The sequence below is a fragment of the Streptomyces alkaliphilus genome (assembly GCF_014141535.1).
Classification (GTDB): domain Bacteria; phylum Actinomycetota; class Actinomycetes; order Streptomycetales; family Streptomycetaceae; genus Streptomyces; species Streptomyces alkaliphilus.
The window spans coordinates 1-4118 of sequence record NZ_VKHT01000447.1 but is presented as its reverse complement, the minus strand read 5'-3'; the positions used below and the strand labels follow the sequence as shown (position 1 = coordinate 4118).

Sequence of the window (4118 nt, the reverse complement as noted above, 5' to 3'; positions counted from 1 at the left end):
ACCACAGGGTGCGGTACACCCCTGCCTCCGGTTCGCCGTACAGGACGAGACCCGGGGTGTCCGTCGCCCAGCAGTCCACGAGCAGATACAGGGGCGCCCCCTCCTGCGCGTAGGCGGCGGCTTTCGTCACCCGATCCTGCCCGGCGTTCCCCTTCGACGTCACCTCGACGCCGAGAGCCGCCTCCCCCGCCACGACGTGGGTGCCCGGCCCCCGCACAGCCGCCCGGGGAACCACCGCGAGATCGGGGACGAAGATCCCGGACCGGATGGGGAGAGCCAGTCCGAGGGTCTGGTGGATCCCGAATTCCGTACCGATCCGGGGCAGCCCGTGGAGCTGTCGCTGCACCTCCTCGGCGATGGCGTTGTGGCTCTTCGACGGTGGTGGTGCCACGGTGACGGTCCCCTCGACCAACTCCACCCGGCAACCCTCGGGCGCGTCCGTGTCCTCCCACAGGGCGAGCAGGCCCTCCCAGCCGTCGCCGTAATCACGCCGGCGGCCCGGGGTGAGTGCGCTCATGGTGGTCTCCTCGGTTCGGATCGTCACCATCCCGGCATGCCTTCCGCGGGACGGGAGAGACCAGCACTCTTATCCACCCGAACGAGTGAGCGCGTTTCTTCTGCTGCCGCGCCCCCGGGTCCTGTCCGGCCGAAGAGGCCCCCGACGGCTCAGGGGCAGCCGCAGGACCGGCGGATCCGCAGGTCGACGGGGAACTTGCGGACCCGCTCGGCGGGACCCGACCCGTTCTCCTCGCCCTCGCCGGTGGCCAGGGCCACCGCCGCGCGGGCGATGGCCGGACGGTCGGAGCCGACCGTGGTCAGCGGCGGATCGGTCAGGCCCGCCTCCTTGACGTCGTCGAAGCCGGCGACGGCCAGTTCGCCGGGCACGTCGAGGCGCAGCTCCCGGGCGGCCCGCAGGACACCGATCGCCTGGTCGTCGGTGGCGCAGAAGATGGCGGGCGGGCGATCGGGGCCGGCCAGCAGCCCGAGCGCCACCCGGTAGGCGTCGTACCGGTTGAACGGCGAGTGGAAGAGCCGTCCCTCGGTGGACCGGCCGGCGGCGCGCATCGCCTGCCGCCACCCCTCCACGTGGTCGGTGACCGGGTCGCCGACGGTCGGGGTGGACTCGGTGCCGCCGAGGCAGGCCACGTAGGGGTGGCCGTGGTCCAGCAGGTGGGCCACCATGGCACGGGCGCCGCCCACGTCGTCGAGCACGACCGCGACCTCGTTGTCCCCGAACGCCTCGGGCCGCTCGTGCAACAGCACCACCCGGGCGTCCCAGACCTCGATCTCGGCGGCGGCGTTCTCGCTCGGCCCCTGGCCGATGAGGATCAGGCCGGAGACCCGCATCCCGAGGAAGGCCCGCAGGTAGTGCACCTCGCGCTCGTCGAGGTAATCGGAGTTGCCGACCAGCACCATCTTCCCGCCCTCGGCAGCCGCCTGCTCGACGGCGTGGGCGAGTTCGGCGAAGAAGGGCTGCCGGGCGTCGGGGACGATGAGACCTATGAGGTCGGTGCGCTGGGAGGCCATGGCCTGCGCGACCCGGTCGGGGCGGTACCCCAGCTCCTTGATCGCGGCCAGGACCCGTTCCCGGGTCCCCGCGGCCACCGGGCGCGGTCCGTTGTTGATGACATAACTGACGACGGCGGTGGAGGTGCCCGCCAGTCGTGCCACATCGTCCCGCGTCACCTTGGCCACGGCGACAGTGTACGCACGGGGCCCCGACGCCCCCGGTGCCGTCTCAGGCCCGGCGGGCGGCCTGCTTGACGACCTCCTCGGCCTCCCGGGTCACGGCCCGGGCCTGCTCGCGGGCGGCGTCGTTCTTCTCCGGGACGACGAAGCGGTAGCCGACGTTGCGCACGGTGCCGATCAGCGACTCGTGCTCGGGGCCGAGCTTGGCGCGCAGCCGCCGCACGTGCACGTCCACGGTGCGGGTGCCGCCGAAGTAGTCGTAGCCCCAGACCTCCTGGAGGAGCTGGGCGCGGGTGAAGACCCGGCCCGGGTGCTGGGCGAGGTACTTCAGCAGCTCGAACTCCTTGAAGGTGAGGTCGAGCACGCGGCCCTTGAGCTTGGCGCTGTAGGTGGCCTCGTCCACGGAGAGGTCGCCGTTGCGGATCTCCATGGGGCTGTCGTCGGCGACCATCCTGCGGCGACCGACGGCCAGCCGCAGCCGGGCCTCGACCTCGGCGGGACCGGCGGTGTCGAGCACCACGTCGTCCACGCCCCAGTCGGCGGTGACGGCGGCGAGACCGCCCTCGGTGACGATGAGGACCAGCGGGCAGCCGAGGCCGGTGGAGTGCAGGAGCTGGCACAGGGAGCGGACCTGGGGGAGGTCGCGACGGCCGTCGACGAGGATGACGTCGGCGCTGGGGGCGTCCACCAACGCGGGGCCCTCGGCCGGGGCGACACGCACGTTGTGGAGCAGGAGCTCCAGGGCCGGGAGGACCTGGGAGGAGGGCTGGAGGGCGTTGGTCAACAGCAGCAGGGAACTCATGGTGGGTGGTTCCTTCCTCGGTCCCGGCAGGATGGACGACTTCGGAACGGACGTCTCCGACGCACCCCGGGCCACGCTGCCCGAAAAGCGTGAAAGGACCCGGTACGGCATCGGTGCCCGGATCCTTCTGGGCATCGAGCATAGCCCGGGGTGTCGCCCCTGCGCAGGGTTCGTGTCACATTCCGGATACCCGATGGGCATGTTCCGCCGGTCTTTTCGTTGCCCGGGGGTTTCCGGCGGGAGCCCGCGAGGCCCTCCGGCTTCCCTCCCGGAACCATCCCCGGGGGCCGGTCCGGCGCGGCGGGAGGGTGGTCCCGGCGGCCGGCGGCGCCCTCGTGGTCGGTGGAGGCCCCCGAAGGGGTGATGATGGGCGTTCGCGGAACGGACGGCGGGCCGAGGGGCGGCACGACGGCGTCGCGACGGGGCCCGAGGGGCACCACGGAACGGTACGGAAGGAACGGGTGGGCCGAATGGCGACCGGCACGATCCGGTACTGGGCGGCGGCGAAGGCCGCGGCCGGTACCGCCGAGGAGCCCTGGCGGGCGGGAACACTGGCGGAGGCCCTGGACGCGGCGCGCGAGCGGCACGCGGACCGGCCGGAGTTCGCCCTGGTGCTGGAGCGCTGCTCGTTCCTGGTGGACGGGCGGCAGGTCGGCTCCGGGGACCACTCCGGGGTCACGCTGCGGGACGGGAGCACCGTCGAGGTGCTGCCGCCGTTCGCGGGAGGTGCCCGATGAGCGGCGTCACCCCCTCCACCGCCGGGGTCGCCGCCGGGGTGGGGGCCGGCCCGGCCCCGGCCGGGGCGACGGCTCCCTCCGCGCACCGCACCGGTTCGCCGATCATCCCGCCCGGGCCGAAACCCGCCGTGCTGACGGCCGTGCTCGCCGCCCTGGTGGCGGTGCTCGCCCCGGTGGGCCAGTGGGCGCTGTTGCCGGCCCTGGTGGTGCTCCAGGTCGTGACGGCCGCCGGCTGGTTCCGTCTGAACGGCATGTGGCCGGCGCGGCAGGGCATCGCCCTGGCCTTCGCGGGTGGCCTGGCGGCCGACGCGGCGGTGCTGTTGGTCGCCCCCCGGTACGCCGTCCCCGCCCTGCTGGGAGTGCTGGGCGTGTGGTTCCTGCTGGTGCTGGTGCTCCGGTTGCGGCACCGGGGCGGGGCCGATGAGCGGCTGGACGCGCTGACCGCCGGCGCCGCCTCCACCCTCCTGACGATCTCGACGGCCGGGCTGCTCGCGGCCACGGCCGTGCACGCGGGCGCGGTGACGGCCGTGGCCGCGGGCGTGGCGATCGCCGCGCCGGTGCGCGGGGTGTTGACGGTGCGGGTGGTGGGTCCGGTGGTGGCGGTGCTCGCGGCGGCCGCGTTGGGCGCGGTGCTGGGATCGGGTCCGGGCGCGGGGGTGATCTCCTCGGTGGAGAGCCTCCCGGCGGCGGGCGCGGCGACGGCCGGCGCGGTGTGCGCGCTGTTGGGGCTGCGGGTGGCGTCCTACGACTGGCCCTCGCGGTTCGTGCACTTCACCGCCGGGGTGGCGCTTCCGCTGACCGTGTCGGCCCCGGTGGCCTACGCGGTGGCGCGGTGGTTCGCGGCGTGAGTGGGCGGGACCCGGCGCGTTCGGGTCCCCGGGGCGGGGTCG

At 74.2% G+C, this 4118-nt stretch carries 5 protein-coding genes; 2 read left to right on the top strand and 3 right to left on the bottom strand.

Translation table 11 applies throughout. The features are described from left to right. From FNQ90_RS14725 to FNQ90_RS14715, 3 genes are all read right to left on the bottom strand, one after another. Positions 1 to 547, bottom strand: a 547-nt coding sequence (locus FNQ90_RS14725) for a Uma2 family endonuclease (protein ID WP_182606799.1), incomplete at its 3' end; no start/stop codon positions are given. Between the two features lie 119 nt (positions 548 to 666). After that, positions 667 to 1695 (bottom strand): LacI family DNA-binding transcriptional regulator, encoded by a 1029-nt coding sequence (locus FNQ90_RS14720; protein WP_182606798.1) that lies wholly within the window; start codon positions 1693 to 1695, stop codon positions 667 to 669. 43 nt (positions 1696 to 1738) lie between these two features. Next, on the bottom strand, positions 1739 to 2491 hold the full coding sequence (locus FNQ90_RS14715; protein ID WP_143619604.1) for a winged helix-turn-helix transcriptional regulator: 753 nt from the start codon (positions 2489 to 2491) through the stop codon (positions 1739 to 1741). Between the two features lie 470 nt (positions 2492 to 2961). Here FNQ90_RS14715 and FNQ90_RS14710 point away from each other — a divergent pair, with 470 nt between their 5' ends. Next, positions 2962 to 3228 (top strand): MoaD/ThiS family protein, encoded by a 267-nt coding sequence (locus tag FNQ90_RS14710; RefSeq protein WP_182606797.1) that lies wholly within the window; start codon positions 2962 to 2964, stop codon positions 3226 to 3228. Continuing rightward, positions 3225 to 4076 (top strand): hypothetical protein, encoded by an 852-nt coding sequence (locus FNQ90_RS14705; protein ID WP_194432541.1) that lies wholly within the window; start codon positions 3225 to 3227, stop codon positions 4074 to 4076. Before FNQ90_RS14710 ends, FNQ90_RS14705 begins: the two co-directional genes overlap by 4 nt. The last annotated feature ends 42 nt before the right edge of the window (positions 4077 to 4118 follow it).

Bases quoted from the DNA above. Each gene is read 5' to 3' on its own strand.
- FNQ90_RS14715 (WP_143619604.1), bottom strand. From the start codon at position 2,491: ATGAGTTCCCTGCTGCTGTTGACCAACGCCCTCCAGCCCTCCTCCCAG.
- FNQ90_RS14710 (WP_182606797.1), top strand. From the start codon at position 2,962: ATGGCGACCGGCACGATCCGGTACTGGGCGGCGGCGAAGGCCGCGGCC.
- FNQ90_RS14705 (WP_194432541.1), top strand. From the start codon at position 3,225: ATGAGCGGCGTCACCCCCTCCACCGCCGGGGTCGCCGCCGGGGTGGGG.